This window comes from Enterococcus mundtii, assembly GCF_002947535.1.
GTDB lineage: Bacteria > Bacillota > Bacilli > Lactobacillales > Enterococcaceae > Enterococcus_B > Enterococcus_B mundtii_B.
In genome coordinates this window covers 46,043-64,002 of record NZ_PUAP01000004.1, presented here as the reverse complement: position 1 = coordinate 64,002, position 17,960 = coordinate 46,043, and the positions used below count along the sequence as shown (strand labels likewise).

Annotated in this window: 19 protein-coding genes; 3 read left to right on the top strand and 16 right to left on the bottom strand. The window is 37.9% G+C overall.

What is annotated here, in order from left to right:
- Positions 1–112: 112 nt before the first annotated feature.
- Both CUS89_RS01630 and CUS89_RS01625 read right to left on the bottom strand, forming a co-directional pair.
- Positions 113–889, bottom strand: coding sequence for a phosphotransferase (locus tag CUS89_RS01630; RefSeq protein WP_104870792.1), 777 nt, complete (start codon positions 887–889; stop codon positions 113–115).
- Positions 890–1,653: 764 nt separating this feature from the next.
- Entirely contained in the window at positions 1,654–2,298 is a 645-nt protein-coding gene (locus CUS89_RS01625) for a helix-turn-helix domain-containing protein (RefSeq protein ID WP_104870791.1), read from the bottom strand.
- Positions 2,299–2,525: 227 nt separating this feature from the next.
- Between CUS89_RS01625 and CUS89_RS01620 the strand changes: the two genes are divergently transcribed.
- Positions 2,526–2,978: a hypothetical protein gene (locus tag CUS89_RS01620; protein WP_146103400.1), complete on the top strand. Its 453-nt coding sequence runs from the start codon at positions 2,526–2,528 to the stop codon at positions 2,976–2,978.
- Between the two features lie 88 nt (positions 2,979–3,066).
- Entirely contained in the window at positions 3,067–3,465 is a 399-nt protein-coding gene (locus CUS89_RS01615) for a VOC family protein (RefSeq protein ID WP_104870789.1), read from the top strand.
- Between the two features lie 55 nt (positions 3,466–3,520).
- On the opposite strand, the gene lepB is transcribed toward CUS89_RS01615, so the two are convergent.
- From lepB to CUS89_RS01545, 14 genes are all read right to left on the bottom strand, one after another.
- Positions 3,521–4,072 (bottom strand): signal peptidase I, encoded by a 552-nt coding sequence (gene lepB, locus CUS89_RS01610; RefSeq protein ID WP_104870788.1) that lies wholly within the window; start codon positions 4,070–4,072, stop codon positions 3,521–3,523.
- Positions 4,073–4,319: 247 nt separating this feature from the next.
- Positions 4,320–4,547 (bottom strand): YozE family protein, encoded by a 228-nt coding sequence (locus tag CUS89_RS01605; protein WP_104870787.1) that lies wholly within the window; start codon positions 4,545–4,547, stop codon positions 4,320–4,322.
- Positions 4,544–5,062 carry a peptide-methionine (S)-S-oxide reductase MsrA gene (gene msrA / locus CUS89_RS01600; protein WP_104870786.1) on the bottom strand — a complete coding sequence of 173 codons (519 nt, stop codon included), beginning with the start codon at positions 5,060–5,062 and terminating at the stop codon, positions 4,544–4,546. The genes CUS89_RS01605 and msrA overlap by 4 nt, the downstream gene beginning before the upstream one ends.
- A gap of 32 nt (positions 5,063–5,094) precedes the next feature.
- Positions 5,095–5,751, bottom strand: coding sequence for a YpmS family protein (locus tag CUS89_RS01595; protein ID WP_104870785.1), 657 nt, complete (start codon positions 5,749–5,751; stop codon positions 5,095–5,097).
- On the bottom strand, positions 5,744–6,640 hold the full coding sequence (locus CUS89_RS01590; protein WP_104870784.1) for an SGNH/GDSL hydrolase family protein: 897 nt from the start codon (positions 6,638–6,640) through the stop codon (positions 5,744–5,746). Before CUS89_RS01590 ends, CUS89_RS01595 begins: the two co-directional genes overlap by 8 nt.
- 236 nt (positions 6,641–6,876) lie before the next feature.
- The gene (locus CUS89_RS01585; RefSeq protein ID WP_104870783.1) at positions 6,877–7,719 is read right to left on the bottom strand and encodes a DegV family protein; all 843 of its coding nucleotides are present in this window, start codon (positions 7,717–7,719) and stop codon (positions 6,877–6,879) included.
- Positions 7,720–8,226: 507 nt separating this feature from the next.
- The gene (locus tag CUS89_RS01580; RefSeq protein WP_104870782.1) at positions 8,227–8,739 is read right to left on the bottom strand and encodes a dihydrofolate reductase; all 513 of its coding nucleotides are present in this window, start codon (positions 8,737–8,739) and stop codon (positions 8,227–8,229) included.
- A gap of 14 nt (positions 8,740–8,753) precedes the next feature.
- Positions 8,754–9,701, bottom strand: coding sequence for a thymidylate synthase (locus CUS89_RS01575; RefSeq protein ID WP_104870781.1), 948 nt, complete (start codon positions 9,699–9,701; stop codon positions 8,754–8,756).
- A 10-nt stretch (positions 9,702–9,711) separates the two neighbouring features.
- The gene (locus tag CUS89_RS01570) at positions 9,712–11,598 is read right to left on the bottom strand and encodes an ABC-F family ATP-binding cassette domain-containing protein (protein WP_104775657.1); all 1,887 of its coding nucleotides are present in this window, start codon (positions 11,596–11,598) and stop codon (positions 9,712–9,714) included.
- A gap of 224 nt (positions 11,599–11,822) precedes the next feature.
- Positions 11,823–13,919 (bottom strand): cation:proton antiporter, encoded by a 2,097-nt coding sequence (locus CUS89_RS01565; protein ID WP_104870780.1) that lies wholly within the window; start codon positions 13,917–13,919, stop codon positions 11,823–11,825.
- 12 nt (positions 13,920–13,931) lie between these two features.
- On the bottom strand, positions 13,932–14,207 hold the full coding sequence (locus CUS89_RS01560) for a hypothetical protein (RefSeq protein WP_071866377.1): 276 nt from the start codon (positions 14,205–14,207) through the stop codon (positions 13,932–13,934).
- Positions 14,208–14,505: 298 nt separating this feature from the next.
- A complete protein-coding gene (locus CUS89_RS01555) occupies positions 14,506–14,961 on the bottom strand; it encodes a hypothetical protein (protein WP_010735761.1) in 456 nt (151 codons plus the stop codon).
- A 267-nt stretch (positions 14,962–15,228) separates the two neighbouring features.
- Complete coding sequence (locus tag CUS89_RS01550; RefSeq protein ID WP_104870779.1) at positions 15,229–16,434, bottom strand: CCA tRNA nucleotidyltransferase; 1,206 nt, start codon at positions 16,432–16,434, stop codon at positions 15,229–15,231.
- Positions 16,421–16,792 carry a nucleotide pyrophosphohydrolase gene (locus CUS89_RS01545; RefSeq protein ID WP_104870778.1) on the bottom strand — a complete coding sequence of 124 codons (372 nt, stop codon included), beginning with the start codon at positions 16,790–16,792 and terminating at the stop codon, positions 16,421–16,423. Before CUS89_RS01545 ends, CUS89_RS01550 begins: the two co-directional genes overlap by 14 nt.
- Before the next feature lie 242 nt (positions 16,793–17,034).
- Between CUS89_RS01545 and CUS89_RS01540 the strand changes: the two genes are divergently transcribed.
- The gene (locus CUS89_RS01540; protein WP_104870777.1) at positions 17,035–17,916 is read left to right on the top strand and encodes a YitT family protein; all 882 of its coding nucleotides are present in this window, start codon (positions 17,035–17,037) and stop codon (positions 17,914–17,916) included.
- Positions 17,917–17,960: the final 44 nt, after the last annotated feature.

The following is a 17,960-nucleotide window of genomic DNA, read 5'->3' as shown; positions in this document are numbered from 1 at the left end:
CCTCCTCTAAAACTTAAAATCTAAAAAAGTTGCTCTTTACTTATACAGTACTTGAATGAACTACACTTCTAGGAGTATACAAGAAAAAAACTAAAAATCAAACGGCTTATTCTTAAGTTTTTTCATTTTGCAACTTTCTAAGAATTTTTTTCTCATTATCGAGCAACCATTGAATATCTTGCTCATATTTTTTTAGATGGCCTTCTTGAATATTTTTTTGAAAATTCGCTTCCCCGCGACTCGCTGCTTTAGTGATGAAGTCCATCATATAAGAAAGTCGCTCGATCATCGTAGGAATCAAATTTGGATACTCGGACTCATCTAGTCTGTATGCTTCTATAAATTTTTTCAAACGATGACACGTTTCATCCGTGATTGGCTCTCCTTGATTCATCTCTAAAGGTACCCAGCGGTATGCTGCATAACTTACATCCCAGATCCTTGATCCCGGTGTGATCGTGTCAAAATCAATGATGCCAATGGCTATACCATTTTCCGTTGTCACATTATATGGCGCAAAATCATTGTGACACATTACCTCACGCTCACCGAAGGACTGGAGCATCCATGGTTCTGCGCCACTTAATGAAGTAAGATATGCTCGATTTTGGTCGTGGAAATCTCTTAGCAAGCGACCAGCGGAACAAATGGCACTATCCGTCAATAATTGAGGTGGTAATGGGTAATCATAGACCTCACCTACGAGATAAGATACCACTTCATTTCCCTCCCCATCATAGCCTAATGGTTCTGGCACATAAGTTACGCCCTTGTCTCTTAGGTAACTTAAAAATTTTTGAACATCCTCCGACCAGACTTTTTTAGGACGGATCACTTGCTCTTCTTGGATCACTACACCGTCTCTTCCTTTTGGTTTCTTTTCGATCATCTAGCGCCTCGCTTTCGACTCTTTTTCTCAGTTTACCATATTGATCCCACCTCATGTTCCATAATTGGGAAGATAAACATTCACTTAACTAGCAGTTTCTCCTTTATGAAAGTCAAACAAAGAGAATGTTTACGACCCCCAAAAAAATTTACTATTGATTCAATTCTTCTATTCATACTCATCTCAGAAAATGTAACTACCTATGATGCGAGATCCTAAAGGAAGAAATTCATGCTAAATTTGTGGAAAATTTATTCAAGAAAGCCGTCCTACAGAAGTTGAAATCAAGGAACTGACTGATGGAATGCTTAGTACAAGCCTGAATATGTTGTAAAATGGACAAAAATATTTGCTGAGGATGGAATATCGAATACCGTAACCATGTGAAAATATTTTATAGGTTTTACCCACAAGAGGAATACTTCATGTTTCTGATTCCTAGTCGATTTTTGACGTACGTCATGAATCAGTTTTTGAAATAGTTAAACGAGTAATCAGCGCATGATAGAAAGAAACCAATAGAAAAATAACTTTAGTAAACAAAAAAAGTAAGCTTCGCAAAAGAATCGACTGAACGATTCGTTTCATGAAGCCTACTTTCTAACTTGATCCGACTCGAAGTACACAGCTCGTTGACAAGAAGATCCACCTGATTTCTAAAAGTTTTTTAGAAGATTTTTATTTTTCAATACTGACCTTTTACTGATAGAATTCCTTCATTTCTCCTCATACAGCTATTTTTTATTTACTTCTTGCAGTACGCTTTATTTTTTATAATTCACACTGATTGTATTCACTTTTGAAAACATATCTAAATCTACTTCAATCAGTCCATCATGTACCAATTTCCGCTGGTTTACATCAGAATTAGAAGTCTTATATATATCAAGATTTACAAGTCCTTTTTGATCACTTCCGTCAACATAGTAGCCAACATATTCACTGTCTTTAGGCATAGTAAAAAGAACAGTCATTTTCTTGTCTTTGAGAGTAATATCTTTGATGTCTTCTTTATTAAAGAGCGCTACATCTTCTGAATGGGCGTTTTCAACTGCATTCAAGACAATCCTCGGCTGCTTAGAAAATGAAAAAAATAAAAGCGACATGACTAACACAATTGAACAAAGTGCTACTACAAAAAACAATTTCCCTCGCTTTTTTTTCTGATTCACCTCAATTTCTTTAGTAGTATCAATCATCGTGTCAGTCATAGTCGAATTTTCCAATAGTTCGTCTAAAGACACACCTAAGCTTGTCGATATTTCCACTAGTGTATGTATGTCTGGGTAATTTCTACCGATTTCCCAATTAGAAATAGCTGAACGACTAACATTTAATCTCTTTGCCAATTCTTCCTGTGTAATTCCTGCTTGATGCCTTTTTTCTTTTAATATTTTACCAAAATCCACAACATCGCCTCCTTATTCTATCTCTCATTATAACCATTTCATAAAAGAACTTAAAAGCGAATTATTGAAACGAATCGATATATTTCTGATTATTTGATGTCACAATCTGTGACACCTTGTAAAACAAGGATTCTTGCTATTGAAAATGTGAAACAAAACACTTATTATCAAGAGGTGAACGTTCACTAAAAAATAACAAAAAAGGAGTACTTATGAAAAAAATATTTATGTTCTCTACTATTTTCTTATTATTTGGTTTGTCCACTCCACAACAGTCAGTAGATGCAGGTCAGTTAAGTGTTGAAGCCGCACAACCAGAATCTAGTTTAATCAACTTGACCCCTTCCCTGGTCAGAGGAGCCAATGTGCCAACGGCAAACTGGAACGTAGCTTCGTCAGGACGTTGTTCAATGTCTGGCACTTATAGTGGCAAATATTATTTATATTCTAACTACAATATATTAGGAAGAAATACGTATAATTATTACTTCCACAATCAAGGTCGCGGAACCTTAGAAATTCGAATGAGAAATTCTGCCAATCATGCCGTCTTAAAAACACATTTCGTTCCAGCGAACTCTACGATTTCTAGTACTCTTAGTATGACAGATCAAAGTTCAAGATTTTATTATGAGTTTTATAGTACTGTTGATTATACTTTTAGCGGATACGTCCAATAAAATAAGAAATTCTTCCCCAAGCTAAATACTTTGACAACGCTTACCAATGAGCGCATGATAGAGGAAAATTGAAAGGGGCTGTAGCAAGATGAACACAATGGTTTTTGTCAATTTCCCTGTGCAAGATGTTGGTCGGTCTGTCGAATTCTATACAAAATTAGGGTTCAAACAAAATAAAGAGTTTTCAACTGAGGAAGCAAGTGCCATGGTTTGGGATGACACATTTTGGATCATGCTCTTAACACATGACTTTTACAAAAAATTCTTGAAAGATAAAGAAATCGCAGACACAAAAACAACAAGTGGCGCACTCATCGCTTTTAGTTTAACAAATGCTGCCGAGGTCAAACGTTTTGGTGAGATCGCAAAAGAAAACGGCGGTAGCTACCATACAGTCGATATGGGTATGCCAGAAGAAGAAATGTTCTCCCTTGAAGTACAGGATCCTGATGGAAATACATTGGAACCAATGTGGATGAAAATGTAATCAAAAAAAGAAGACTTTCCAGCATGTTATTATTGGAAAGTCTTCTTCTTTTATTTTATCTGATCCATTTGATCTCACTCAATGGGTAATACACGAATCTCGCTTTTCCTAATATTTCATTTCTAGCTATTGTCCCAAATGAACGACTATCTTTTGAAACACGGCGATTATCCCCTAAAACAAAGTAGCTATCTTCAGGCAATTCTGCATACCCTGTCAATTCTTCCAAAGTAAAATCGGTGGTATAAGGTGCATTTTCATGGTCCGAACGGATATTTTTACTTAAATAAGGTTCTTCGACTGGCTGGCCGTTGATTTTTAGTTGGTCCTTTTCATAACTAACGGTTTCTCCCGGTAGACCAATGACTCTTTTGATATAGATCGTTCCATCTGAAAGCTGGAAAACGACCACATCAAATCGTCTGATTTCTGAAAATTTTTCCATAACGACCATATCCCCTTGTTTGAGGACATTCTCCATCGAGTTTCCTTCCACTGGTACTGGAATCAGTATAAACCCACGCAAAATAAATGCAATCACTATGGAACAAAGTAAAAATTTAATAAATAACCAAAAACGGTCAATATAACGCTGCTTCTTTGTCAAAGCCCATCAATCCATCCCTCGTAAAATCTTAACCTATTATTCTCATTATATAGAATAAACACAGAAAAAGCGAATGGTTCAATAGTCATCTGTAAACAGGTGCAAAAAAAGACGGACAAACGTACACTGTTTTAGAAATAATTGAATAGTCAAAAATCACTCGATCAAATCGGACTATTCAAAAATTTTTCTAAAGCAGTACTTGTCTCGTCTCTTTTTCAGTCGTTGTCTCTGCACGATCAAATGATCAGGTGAGATGATTGTTCTCTAAATAATGATCCCAAGCAGTATCAAAGATATCCATAGAGGGCAAATAATCAACATTCATTTCTAAATAATCAGAGATTTCTTCATAACTTGTACTATGTTTTGGAAACTGGATATCTTTTCCAGCTTCAGTTGCAAAAGTTGACAGTGCATCTGAAGGTTTCCCTCCACGAAGAGTCATCAGATAGTGGTAGAAACTGCGATTCATTCATTCCCCTCCCAATTGGCAGCAATAAATGCCGCACGTCGCGCATGATTACGCTCAAAGTTTTCAGGATTTTTTTTGTAGTAATCTTGATGCTCATCTTCTGCTAAATAAAAGGTCTTCGCCGGCTCAATCGTCGTAACGATTGGATCAATAAAGCGACCACTTGCAGCAAGTTGCTGTTTGCTTTTTTCAGCTTTTTGACATTGTTCTTCTGTAGTATAAAAAATCACAGGTCGATAATTATCGCCTCGATCTTCAAATTGACCAAAAGCATCTGTAGGATCCGTTTGTTGCCAATAAAGCTCAAGTAATGCTTCGTATGAAATCAATTCAGGATCATACAAGATTTCTACTGCTTCAGTATGTCCTGTTGTTTTGGCTTTCACTTGTTCGTACGTTGGATTTGGTACATGCCCACCAGTGTAACCGGACATGATCGTATGGATGCCTGGTAATGTATCAAAAGGCTGGATCATACACCAAAAACATCCGCCTGCAAATATTGCTCGTTCCATGCTTGATTCCTCCCTTAATATCGAAATGTTGCTTAATTGGTACTTGATTCGGTCGTTTCTTCCGTCGTTGAGGAATCTTTTGGTAAATACAAACTAAATCGGATATCGTCATTGACTAAGTCGATTTTATCCGCTTTGATATACATCCCATTTTGCATACGGAATTGATCCAAGCGTAACATGATCGTTAAGTCGTCCGTATTGATCTCGATCCATTCAGGTAGTTTGTAATTTCGTTTGATCATATTCATCACATCTCTGATCGGTAAGTTCAATGTACCGATGGATAAACTTTTTGCTTTTAATTGAACATTGCCATTTTCCATCACATAAGGATCAAAATACAAGTAAAAGTCGATGGGAAATCCTAACACTTCAAATGTCCCATTAAGCAATGCTTCGTTTTCTAAATAAAATTTATACTTGATATCTTGTCCTTCTTGAAAATCTGTCAAGAAAAAGCTGATCAGTTGGTTAACCTTTTCTTTTTGAGTATTGATCGTCAATACCGGATCGCCTTGCCTTTCTGTGATAGCTGGTACTTCCGGCAAATCAGGTTCACGATTGGCGAATATCCGCGTGCCTAAGAAAATCGTTGAACCAATGATAAGACCTAATAAAATCAGAAATGCGTATTTCCAGTAGTTATGCTTCTTTGGATTTTTTGCTAATGAATTTCGTTTATTCATCCTTGTTTCCCTCCTTGACCAGCCATTTTTCATGCGTTTCGATCAATTGATCTCTCACGGCATTAGCCATCAATTGATAGCCTAAGTTATTAGGATGAAAATGATCTTCTTCATATAACACATTATTTCTTGTCCCGTTCGAACTATCACTAGAAGTGGACTGTTCAGAAGCTTCGGTGATTCCGACCTCTTGATTCAATCCTTGATAAAGTAGATCATTGATCGGGATAAAATAGCTATTTTCTGATTCATTAACTACTTGCTGTGTTCCTTCATTCCAGTTATCCACGATCGTTTGCATATCCGTGATTTCAGGAAAGTTCAAATAAAATGGATTATAGATCCCTAAAATATAGATCGGTACCTGTTTATTCAACCCTCGTATCTCTTCAATGATTGCTTGGACGTTTTCTTGATAATTTTTGATTGGTTTATTGAATGAGCGAATACTGATACCAAAAAGATTATTTTGGATCACTTTCATTAAATCATTCCCACCGACAGTCAAGGTAATAATGTCTGCGGTTTTGATATTGCTTTGGATTTCTTCATTTTTTTTCAATCTTTTTAAGATTTGATCACTTCGTTCGCCATTTACACCGTAGTTTTCAATTTCAATGGCTGTTAAACCATATCTGTCTTTTATATCATTTGCGACTAACGGAACAAAACCACCTTGTTTCGTCTGGTCGCCTACTCCTTCAGTCAAAGAATCGCCAATTGCTACATAGTGTAACTTTTCTTTTTGATTGCTTTCAGAAGTAACCGATGCTGCCGGTTTTAACAAAGGCTGTGCTTTGGGTACACTCAAGGAGAGTCCGACAAAGAGAAAAACTGCGGTGAACAAAGGGATCAAAACAATCAACCATTGTTGTTTTATTCGTTTCATTGTTTCACCTCTAGACCATGATTGTTTCTTATATTACCAAAAATTCGATTAAAAAAATAGCCCTTTTCTGAAAAAAGAAAGAGGCTGTTTCTCATCTGCTAAAGGAAGTGGGGCATCTCAACATGTCTTCTCCTCCTCACTTCCTTACGCTAGTAACGCTTAACGAAAAGACAGATCAAAAAACACATTTTTTTGTCTTCAAATGATCTGCCTTTTGATTACTTATTTTACATTTATCAATCCACATAATACATGATTGCAAAAGCATTCTTCCCTGTATGGGTAGCAATCACTGGATTTGTATGCAATACTGGGATATCCATATCGGGAAACAATTGTTTCAAGCCTTCTTCAAATTCTCGAGCAAGGTCTGTCGCACCTGCATGAGAAATACCAATTTGGCGAACGTTCGGCAGAGCCTTTAGTTCTTTTTTCAAGCTATCGAACCACTTGTCGAAAGTCTTTTTCCCACGACCTTTTGTCACAGGGATCAGTTCTGAATGAGCAAAATTCATCACCACACGAATGTTCAACATACTTGATAATAAACCAGTCGCACGACTGATTCTTCCACCTTTTACCAAGTTATCCAAGGTGGAGATACCGATATAAAGTTTTGTATTATTTTTGATCTTCTCGATCTCAGCAAGGATCTCGTCTGCTGATTTACCTTCTTTGGCCATCTCAGCCGCACGGATCACTTGGAAAGATAAGCCTTGGTCAGTCGTATCACTATCAATGACTGTCACATTTGTTTTTGTTAAGTTGCTTGCTTGTCTTGCGGCTTCAACCGTTCCACTTAATCCTTTTGTCATATGGATGGAAATCACTTCACTACCATCTTGACCTAATTCGTCGTACGTTGAAATGAATTCACCGATCGGCGGTTGGCTTGTTTTAGGTAATGATTTCGATTTGGCCATCATTTCCATGAACTTTTCTCCACCTAGTTGATCGTCATCAGGATACACAACGCCATCGATCATAATTGATAATGGCATAACATGAATATTCAAGTGATCTCGTACTGCTTTTTCCATTGTACAAGAAGAATCTGTTACTATTTTTACGTTTGTCATTATTTCACACTCTTTCTTTCACAAAGTGCCTAGCATTTTCAGGCTGGTCCTCTTTCAGTATACCAAAGAACTTCTGTTTTTTCATCAAATTCGTTGAGGTTGTGATAGAAGTTGTCAGCTCCGAGAATAAGCGTGAAAAAAACGAAATGATTCTTCATATTTTGGGATTTCATGCTTATTTTTGAAAGGTTGCTGTTGGAATACCGTTTATTTAGGTTGTGCCAGAAGCGTTTTGACTTGAGTAGTAAGATAGAAAATTAAAAAGTAGTTTTTCATATTTCACCATTTTTAGCTTAATATTGAAGGTCAACTTAAAAAAACACCATTTGCTCGGTTTCAGGTGGCATGAGAGAATTAATGTCACAACCTTATAACAAAATGATACTAGTCAATTTTTATTTATTCCTCTTCTTTTTTGTGGAACGACAAAATAAGCAGAAGAAACCTGGATGATCAAAAAATCCTTTGAGGTTTCTTCTGCTTTGGATCTATATCTGAAACAAGCATTTATATTTCTTCTGTTGCGTGTTCTTCTTTACGTTTATATGTCTCAAACTGATGCGCATAACTATTTTTTTCGTCTATTTCTCCCGGACTGATATTGATCAATGACCATGCTTCCCAGTCAACAGCAGGAAAATACGTATCTCCTTCGAAAGAATGATGAATCACTGTACGATACAAAATCGTGCAGTAAGGTAAGAACTCTTCATAGATTGCTGATCCTCCAGCAACGAATAAAATCCCATCTGTTTCTTTCTCATAAGCTAATACTTCGTTGACATCATGCATCACTAGTACGCCCTCGGCTGTAAACTCACGGTCTCTTGTCAAAACAATCGTTTGACGATTAGGGAGTGGCTTACCGCCCATCCCCATGAATGTTTTTCGTCCCATGATCAATACATTCGCTTCGGTCATTTGCTTAAAAAATTTCAAATCATTCGGCAAATGCCAAGGAAGTTTATCTTCTTTTCCGATCAGGCCATTTTCATCTTGTGCCCAGATTGCAGCGAACATTTTCTCATCCTTTCTTAGACCGCGATAGGTGCCTTTATTGAAGGATGCGGCTCATATCCTTCAACTTTGATATCATCCATTTCAAAATCAAACACAGACTCTTTTTCTGTATTCAACACTAACGTCGGAAATGGACGTACATCACGAGACAATTGTTCTTTCATTTGCTCTACGTGATTTGAGTAAAGATGTGCATCGCCTAAAGTATGGATAAATTCGCCAACTTCTAATCCAGTCTCATGTGCAATAAGATGTGTCAGTAAAGCGTAGCTAGCAATATTGAATGGTACACCTAAAAATACGTCGGCACTTCGTTGGTACAGCTGACAACTTAGTTTATTGTCATTCACATAGAATTGGAACATTGTGTGACAAGGAGGCAAAGCCATACTTGGTACATCTTCTGGATTCCAAGCTGAAACGATCAGGCGTCTTGAATCAGGTGTCTGTTTGATTGCTTCGATCACTTCTTTGATTTGGTCGATGAAGCCACCTTCTTTGGTTTCCCAATGGCGCCATTGGTACCCATAGATATGACCAAGATCTCCATGTTTTTCTGCAAATTCTTCGTCGGCTACTATTTTTTCACAGAATTTTTTACTTTCTTCTTGATAGACTTTATTGAATTCTGGATCAGTCAAGCTACGATGTCCAAAATCTGTCATATCAGGTCCTTGATAGTCCTCACTCTTGATATATCGTTCAAATGCCCACTCATCCCAAATATGGTTATTATTTTGTAAAAGATAACGGATATTCGTATCTCCTTTTAAAAACCATAACAGTTCGCTTTTGATCAAACCAAAAGGAACACGTTTTGTCGTCAATAATGGAAAGCCCTTTTGAAGGTCAAACCGCATTTGATAACCAAATAAGCTAAATGTACCTGTTCCCGTACGATCACCTTTTACATGTCCTTCAGATAACAACTTTTTCCCTAAATCAAGATATGCTTGCTCCATCTTATCCCTCCTAATTATCTGCCCATTCACTTAGATATTCCCAACGTGACATTTTTTCTTCTAGCAGTTCCTCAGTTGCGGTTACTTCTTTTTGTAATTCTTGCAATCGTGTGAAATCATCCCCTTGATGGTTCATCTCTTCTTGCAATTCATCCAAACGATTTTCTAGTTCTGCAATATCATCTTCGATTGTTGCCCATTCTTTTTGTTCCATGTATGAGAGTTTTTTCTTTGACTCAGATTTTTTTTCTTCGATCTTCGTTTTGACTTTGTCTGGTTGCGCTTGTTGGTCTTCTTTGCGTTTGACCAAATAGCTAGACATATCACCATAATAAAGCTCTTGTTTGCCATCCCCTAGAAAAACCAATAGTTTGTCAACTACCTTATCCAAGAAATAACGGTCATGAGAAACAGTGATCACCGCCCCTGGGAATGTGCGAAAATAATCTTCCAAGATCGTTAAAGTAGCGATATCTAAGTCATTCGTTGGTTCATCTAACAATAGAACATTAGGTTGTTGGATCAATAATTTGAGTAGATATAACCGACGCTTTTCTCCTCCGGATAGTTTACGGATCAATGTTCCGTGCATAAACCGAGGAAACAAGAACCGCTCCAAAAGTTCAGCGACACCAATTTGTGTCCCATCCGCAGTTTGGACTTCTTCTGCTGCTTCTTGCAGGTAAGCAATCATTCGTTTGTCCGGAGACATTTTTTCATTTTCCTGTGTATAGTAAGCTAACCGAACGGTTTCACCAATCGTATAGACACCACTATCTAAAGATAATTTCCCTGCTAAGATATTCAACAATGTCGACTTCCCAGCACCGTTCTCTCCGGTGATTCCTAGTCGCTCTCTTGATTGGATCAATAGATCCAAGTGTTGGAGCAATGGTTTTCCTTCAATCGAATACGAACCATCCTTGATCTCGATCACTTTTTTACCTAAGCGTTGGGTCGCGATATTTAGTTCGATATCCGTATCATGATTGACTTGATATAAGTTTTCTTTCAAATCTTCAAAGCGATTGATACGTGCCTGCTGTTTCGTCCCACGAGCTTGTACTCCCGCTCGCATCCAAGAAAGTTCTTGCTTATACAAACGTTTGCGCTTTTCTTCTTGTTCGACTTCGACACGATCTCGCTCGGCTTTTTCAATAAGATAGGCTTCATAATTGCCTTTATATTCATAAAGATTCCCAAAGGCAAGTTCAAAGATCCGATTCGTGACACGATCTAAGAAATAACGATCATGGGTCACCATCAATAAGGCACCCCGATATTGTTTCAAATAAGATTCCAACCATTCGATCGCTGCATAATCTAAGTGGTTCGTCGGCTCATCAAGTAATAAAAGATCCGGTTCATCGATCAAAACTTGCGCTAAGCTCACACGTTTTTTTTGCCCACCAGAAAGCTCACCGATTTTCTTTTCTAGTTGGTTGATCCCTAATTTTTGTAAAATGATCTTGGCATTTGTATCCGTTGTCCAAGCATCCTCTTTATTCATTCGCTCTTCTGCCAACGCATACTGTTTTTGGACTGCTTCATCATCGCCATTTTCAGCCAAGGAAATCAAAGCTTCCTCGTAGAGTCGTACAGTCTGGATCAACGGACTGTTCCCTTGAAAAACAGCTTGTAAAACCGTATCTTCTTCTGAAAAAGAATCGGTTTGTGACAAATAACCGATACGGTAATCATTTGGATAAAAAACCGTCTGTTGATCGCCATCTCCACTGTCAAGTCCAGCAATGATATTCAAAAGACTTGTTTTACCAGTTCCGTTAGTACCGATCAACCCAATGCGATCATGTTCATGGATCAAAAAGGAAATCTGATCAAACAATTCTTTTTCTCCATATGTTTTTTTGAGGTCAGTTATTTTTAGCTCTTTCAACAGTACTCCCCCTTATCTTGGATATTGTAACATAAAACAATTGTTTAACAGATAGTTTTTTTTTCGATTATTCTATTTTTTGGTATAGAGTTTACGATACGTCTTCTCTCACTTCATAAAAGTGGATACACGGTATTCAAAAAATGACTTTCTATCTGGAACTTAGTTGTTAAGTTAAAACACTTCTGTCCTCACCTCATCAAAAAAAGAGGAGCTGTGCTTTATCACAACTTCCTCTCATGGTTTTGCTTTAATTGAAATTTTTTCGCCTTCGCTTGGAAAGCAAACCGGAATGAAAAACGATCTGTTGGCTGATTCATCGTATAAGACTCCAACAGGTTGATATTTCTTCTGTATTGATTCGCAGAAAAAGTCGTGATCTCTTCTGCTACTTCATATTCATCGATGACTTTTCTTTCTAAATAATAACCTCTTAGCATTTTTTTCGTAAACAAACGATCTTGTTGGATCATCCAAGAGGAAATCAGATTACCACTCATCATCCGAATTCCTTGAGCTTTTCGTTGTTCAATGAAAAAGCCAATCATTGATTCATCATACACGTCCGTTAGATTCTCCAAACTTTCGATGATCAATTGCGTATTTTTTTGGTACGTCTCTCGAATTTCTTGGATATCTTTCTCAGAAATCATGGTTTGGCGATCACTTTGCCGTCTTTGCCAAAACATTTTTGGATGGAGAATGATCCGCATCAATCGACGTACTACAATGAACCAAAAACCAATGAACGATAAAATTTGACTTGTGATCGACTGTTCAAAGTTAGCAAGGAATCTTGAATAAAAACGATAACCATTAGAAGATAGCTTCCCAGAACGATATCTTTCATCCAAGCCATCCCGTTCAATCGATAGAATCAACGCTTGGATCTCTTGGACTTCTTGCTTTTCATCTCCACTCAAATCAGATAAGTAGAGTTCACTGATTCTGTCTTGATAGGTCTCAATCACTGCTTCTATCGCTAAATATGCTTTTGATCCTGGTTCTTCCGCTTCTTTTTCTAAGCGTAATGTTTCAATCACTTCTTCCAAGATCATCAAGGCTTTTAGATCAGTCGTTGCTGCTTCTTCTGTTTCGGTCAACATCGGCAAGACAATGATCCCGATAATCAATGTGACTAAGATAACCCCCGCAGTCAAAAACAAGAGTAATGAACGCTGATTGAATGCCATTTGGTTGATTGTAAATGGCAAAATAAAAATAGTTGCTAAACTGACAGTTCCCTTTACTCCTCCAAATGTTAAGATCAACACTTCATTCAGTTGTTTCTTGAGACTTTGGAAACCGCCCTTGAATATATAAAACAAGCTGATTGAAACGAAGCGAATGACGAACAGCATGATCGAAATCAATAAGATGATCATTAGCAACAAACTATTCGAATACAAGCCATCACCCCAAACAGGTGTAAACACTTGTGTCAGTTCGATTCCTAAAAATATAAATACCAGTGCATTCAATGTGAAGGCAATCGTTGTCCATGTACTATTCGACAAAGTTGACAACTCCGCATCAAAGACTGAGATTTTTTTAAATCCTGAGGCTTGTAATACCCCTGCAACCACTGCTGCAATAATTCCTGAAACATGAAATACTTCGGCTAAAACATATGCTAAGAAAGGTAACAACAATTCAATCAACAAGTAGCCTGTCACGTCACGTGCAGATGCTTTCTCAATCAGACCAATGATTTTTCTTTTCATCCAGACAAGTAAAAAGCCGACGACTGCCCCGCCAATACTTGATAAAATCAATGTCACGCCTGCGTTTACCGCAGAAAACGTCCCAGTGATCAAAGCGGCTAAGGCAAATTGGAAGGCTGTAACGCCAGATGCATCATTCAGTAACCCTTCACCTTCCAAAATATGCATAGCTTTTTTGGGAATGTTCACACGATTGGACAGCGAACTGACTGCCACCGCATCTGTCGGACCTAAAGCTGCACCAAAAGCAAAACAAGCGGCTAAAGGAACACTTGGCAATAGAAACGACAACGTTGCTCCGACGCCAATCAAAGTCAAGATCACCCCACCAAAAGCGAGAAACAATATCGTATCGAAATTTTTCAAGATCGAGGCGATATCCGCTTTTTCTCCTTCTCTAAAAAGCAAGGGGGCAATGATCATCACTAAAAATAATTCAGGTTCAAAATTGATGGATTCACCCCATTCGGTCAATCCTAAAACCACGCCAAGAAATATTTGGATCAGTGGTGCAGGGATCATCGGCAAGATACGACTTGCTATGTTGGATAGCGTGATCGTGACTGCAAAAACAATCACTAACTCTGCAAATTCCATGCTTGATCCCCTTTATTTTTTATTTTGTGCAAGAACTTTCAGATACTGCTCTTTTTTCTTTAAAATTTTGTTTTCAACAACTTCCGCTTGGGTCACTCGACCATCCAACTCACATTGCACACGTTTTGATTCTAAACGGAGCAATTCGTGTTTCAAGCGTCCCAATTGACGATACATCAAGATATTTCTTTTACGCAACTTACATAAGATTTGACGACGATCTTCCATTGAAAAAGTACCATAGTGTTCAACCAGTCGTTTCTTTTGTTCTTCAAAACTCTCTCTCATTTTCAAGATCTCCTATATTCAAACTGCACCAATTATAGCAAAAAGTTTTAAGAATGCAACTAAAACCTTTTTACTTTTGCAGTGAAGTATTTGTTTCAATCCCAGAGACTCATTCTAGTCCAATCACTTTAAAATATCAACTGTAATTATATAAATAATGGCAAAGAAAAACACATACAAAATCTGTTCAACAGTTTTGTATGTGCTCCTTTTCAATTCAGGGGAGATCCTATGATTTATGCCACAGACTTCCCTGTTTTATTTCTAAAAAAACTACTTTGTACAATGTCCTTCGATCCTATTCGAAGTATTCGCCATAAACATCGTCAACACGTTGTTCTGGGTTGATCACAATGTATAAGTTACCAGTTTTTTCACTGATTTTTGTTGATTGGTATTGATTATCTAATCCCTCTGTTCCTTTGTCCAAGTAAGGGAAATATACAAGATCAGGTGTACCGTTGCGATACAAGATTTCCATACGTTCGATATCTTCATATTTCAATGCACGATTGAACATACCCATCTCTAAACCACCTAGATTGATATCATGAGTAGCTACTGAATCTCCCTCATGGAAGATCTCGATTTTAAAACCGGCACATGGATGGATCTCGATAAATTCGCTCCCATTGATACGACCAAAACTTGTAGTGATTTGTTTGATCCAAAGGTCGCCGATATGACGACGATTGATCGTCCATGTTTCGCCGTTACGGAAATAAAATTTTAGCGCTGTCATTTCTTTGCTCATTAAAAAAATCTCCTTTTTTGACGCATTATATTCTGTTTCATTACTAGTTTAGCATAAAACAACAAAAGCGGTCATCTCTCATGTTTGCTTTTCTGTCAGCTTTTTTTGATAACAATCCTCATCCAAAGGAGAAAAGGGACATGAAAAACGTCTTGTAAAAAAGACAGACGCTCCTATAGATAACTCTCTTGCCCCTCATTTTATCGACGTGAGCAAATAAATGATATGCACACAAATCTTGTTCACCCACTGTTTCGATTCAGTTGTCTAGCTTTGTTGTTCATTCAGATAGGTTAATAATGCAGTTTGTTCATTCTCTACCAAGCCATTTACTACCGCTGACTCCGCGAGTGCTAATGCTTCACTGACCCATTTACCTGGTTTTTTCTCACTTGTAGCTAATAATACCTTGCCATCAATCGCCAACTCACCCATTGTCTTGATAGGAAGTGCATCATAGATATCTAGCACACTTGTCATATCGGGGTTTTGCTTAAAGTAGATCATCAATTCTTCCACATCCAGCGAGGCGTCTTTTCCAAGATGATAGATCTCTAAAGGTGTTAACCGGCGTTCTTGTCGCTTCGCCAATCCTTTAACCAAACGTTGGACTTCTCGAATCATTTGGTTGGAACATTTCCATGCTTTTAAGAAAGGCGCCACCTCTTGCTCTGATCTGCCGAGTTGGTTGAGTAATAATGCCCAAGCTTGACTTTCTTTTTTTAATGGCACAGACGGTAAATCAGCAAATCGTAATAATGCTTCACCATCTTCTTTTAATTGCGGACAATAGATATAACATTTTGTTTCGACAAATGCCATCAAGCCGTTTTTACGAAAATCCCCTAAAAGCATTTTGATAAATTCAACATTCATTCGCTCAACAGAGATTTTGTCCAATAACGCATGGTTGTCTTCGATCGCCTTGGCCGTTTCTTCTTCCAATTTGAACCCTAGCTGACTCACAAAACGGATCCCACGCATCATTCGTAAAGCATCTTCATGAAATCGCTCAAAAGGTCGTCCAACTGCTCGTAAGACCTGATTTTCCAAATCAGCCAACCCGTCGAATAAATCAATGATCTCACCATCTTCTTTCAAAGCAAAAGCATTGATCGTGAAGTCTCTGCGTTTTAGATCCTCCTCTAATGTACGAACAAATGAAACACTGTCAGGACGTCGATAATCTTGGTAAGTCGATTCCGTACGAAACGTCGTGATTTCATATTGCTCCTCTTCATGTAAGACGAGAACCGTTCCATGTTCGATCCCGATATCGATCGTTTTTGGAAACAACTGCTTGATTTCTTCTGGAAACGCACTAGTAGCAATATCTACGTCGTGAATTTTTTGTCCGAGTAACGTATCCCGTACGCTACCACCAACAAAGTACGCCTCAAATCCAGCTGCCTCGATTTTTTTTAATACTGGGATTGCTTTTTTATATTCGATCGGTAATTCACTTAGTCTCATTTTTACTCCTTCTATCCTCTGGCTGTTCCTCATCTTTTCGAGCAAAACGATGATGGTCTCTTTGATTGAACTTCTCCATATTTTTTTCAAATACTGTTGTCAGATCAATCCCTAACGAGTTTGCCATGATCATTGTCACAAACAAGACATCACCCAACTCTTCTGCCACTGAATTACTAGGTTCTGTTGCTTTTTTACTTTTTTCCCCATACGAATGATTGACCTCTCGTGCCAACTCACCCATTTCTTCGGTCAAACGTGCCATTTGCGCCAATGGCGAAAAATAGCCAACCTTAAATTGCTGGATGTACGCATCGACCTCTTCTTGCATACTTTTTAGCGAACGCTCTTCTTTCATCAAGAACCCTCCAATCATCTCTTCCTAAAAAACTTTACAGCAAAACCGCAAGAAGTGCAATTGTGAAAACAAAGAATACATGCTACATTATGTTAGGTATACTTAATAAATTATTAGCATCAAGCCAACTCGGTCTATAAATATAAAAAAAGAAGGCTCAGTTTCCTAATCCCTAGGTTTATGTCTAGGGTTTTCCGCTTGTTGCTTAATGAATCATATCAATAGTAGAAAGTGGGGATTCGATGACATCATTGAAAACAATGAAAGAAATTTTTCTTATTATTTTAGGAACAAGTATTTACGCTTTTGGGCTAGTCTATTTGAATATCGCAAATCATCTAGCTGAGGGTGGAGTTTCAGGTATTACCCTAATTTTGCATGCTCTTTTTCATGTCGACCCGGCTTATTCTAATTTATTGATCAATATTCCGTTGATCTTGCTAGGCGGAAAAATCTTAGGAAAACGCGCCCTCGCCTATACTATCTTAGGTACTGTCTCGCTCTCTGTCTTCTTATGGATTTGGCAAAGAATTCCCTTACAAGTCAACTTAGAACATGATTTGTTGATCGTCTCTTTACTTGCAGGACTGATTGCCGGTGTCGGCAGTGGGATCGTTTATCGTATGGGTGGTACTACAGGAGGAAGTGACATCATCGCTCGAATCCTTGAAAAAAATCATGGGATATCTATGGGACGCTCCCTTTTAGCTTTTGATGTCATGGTTTTACTTGCTTCATTAACTTATATCGATTTGAAACGGATGATGTACACCTTGATCGCTTCCTATGTTTTCAGTCGTGTCATCGATTTTATCCTTGATGGCGGCTACTCCGCCAAAGGAATTCTGGTGGTCTCAAATAAAAGTGAGGAAATCGCGCCTTTATTGATGACTGGCTTACAACGTGGCGTCACATTCTTGCACGGAGAAGGCGGCTTTTCTGGTGTGGACAAAAAAATGATCTATATGGTGGTAAGTGCAAGGGAACTGAACGAAGTAAAACGGATCATTCATGAAATTGACGAACATGCCTTTCTTTCAATTCTAAATGTCCATGAAGTGGAAGGAGAAGGCTTTACGTATCTCAAACCACAAACGAAGCGATTTAAAAAAATAACAGAATGATTTTGAATCAAGCAACCTGATACTGAAGCTCTCTACGTATATAG

Coding starts and splice junctions, on each gene's coding strand:
- CUS89_RS01630 (WP_104870792.1), bottom strand. CDS start 889: ATGATCGAAAAGAAACCAAAAGGAAGAGACGGTGTAGTGATCCAAGAA.
- CUS89_RS01620 (WP_146103400.1), top strand. CDS start 2,526: ATGTTCTCTACTATTTTCTTATTATTTGGTTTGTCCACTCCACAACAG.
- CUS89_RS01615 (WP_104870789.1), top strand. CDS start 3,067: ATGAACACAATGGTTTTTGTCAATTTCCCTGTGCAAGATGTTGGTCGG.
- CUS89_RS01605 (WP_104870787.1), bottom strand. CDS start 4,547: ATGAATCGCAGTTTCTACCACTATCTGATGACTCTTCGTGGAGGGAAA.
- msrA (WP_104870786.1), bottom strand. CDS start 5,062: ATGGAACGAGCAATATTTGCAGGCGGATGTTTTTGGTGTATGATCCAG.
- CUS89_RS01595 (WP_104870785.1), bottom strand. CDS start 5,751: ATGAATAAACGAAATTCATTAGCAAAAAATCCAAAGAAGCATAACTAC.
- CUS89_RS01590 (WP_104870784.1), bottom strand. CDS start 6,640: ATGAAACGAATAAAACAACAATGGTTGATTGTTTTGATCCCTTTGTTC.
- CUS89_RS01585 (WP_104870783.1), bottom strand. CDS start 7,719: ATGACAAACGTAAAAATAGTAACAGATTCTTCTTGTACAATGGAAAAA.
- CUS89_RS01580 (WP_104870782.1), bottom strand. CDS start 8,739: ATGTTCGCTGCAATCTGGGCACAAGATGAAAATGGCCTGATCGGAAAA.
- CUS89_RS01575 (WP_104870781.1), bottom strand. CDS start 9,701: ATGGAGCAAGCATATCTTGATTTAGGGAAAAAGTTGTTATCTGAAGGA.
- CUS89_RS01565 (WP_104870780.1), bottom strand. CDS start 13,919: ATGGAATTTGCAGAGTTAGTGATTGTTTTTGCAGTCACGATCACGCTA.
- CUS89_RS01560 (WP_071866377.1), bottom strand. CDS start 14,207: ATGAGAGAGAGTTTTGAAGAACAAAAGAAACGACTGGTTGAACACTAT.
- CUS89_RS01555 (WP_010735761.1), bottom strand. CDS start 14,961: ATGAGCAAAGAAATGACAGCGCTAAAATTTTATTTCCGTAACGGCGAA.
- CUS89_RS01550 (WP_104870779.1), bottom strand. CDS start 16,434: ATGAGACTAAGTGAATTACCGATCGAATATAAAAAAGCAATCCCAGTA.
- CUS89_RS01545 (WP_104870778.1), bottom strand. CDS start 16,792: ATGAAAGAAGAGCGTTCGCTAAAAAGTATGCAAGAAGAGGTCGATGCG.
- CUS89_RS01540 (WP_104870777.1), top strand. CDS start 17,035: ATGACATCATTGAAAACAATGAAAGAAATTTTTCTTATTATTTTAGGA.